This is a genomic window from Nocardioides oceani (assembly GCF_030412965.1).
In the GTDB taxonomy this organism is placed as follows: Bacteria; Actinomycetota; Actinomycetes; order Propionibacteriales; family Nocardioidaceae; genus Nocardioides; species Nocardioides oceani.
Window position 1 is genome coordinate 1 of sequence record NZ_JAUHJQ010000231.1, and the last position, 235, is coordinate 235.

Sequence of the window (235 nt, forward strand, 5' to 3'; positions counted from 1 at the left end):
GCTTGCGGCCGGTCGCGCGCTCGTACGGTGCCCACGCCATCTCCGCGCCGCCCCGGTAGACGCCCCAGGTCCCGCCCGCGAGCGGGTTGTCGCCGGCCGCCGGCGCGGCGGCCGGGCCCGCAGGGGAGGAGCCGGCCGGCGCGGCGGGCAGGAGCGCGAGCAGGAGCGCCACCACGAGGGCAGGCAGCAGCGGCAGCCGGGGGGACATGCCGCCGAGGCTAGGCGGACGTCAAGC

1 protein-coding gene is annotated in these 235 nt (G+C 80.9%); it reads right to left on the bottom strand.

Annotation, left to right across the window (positions count from 1 at the left end; translation table 11 throughout):
- On the bottom strand, positions 1-208 hold a 208-nt coding region (locus tag QWY28_RS23880), incomplete at its 3' end, for a hypothetical protein (RefSeq protein ID WP_300955385.1).
- Positions 209-235: the final 27 nt, after the last annotated feature.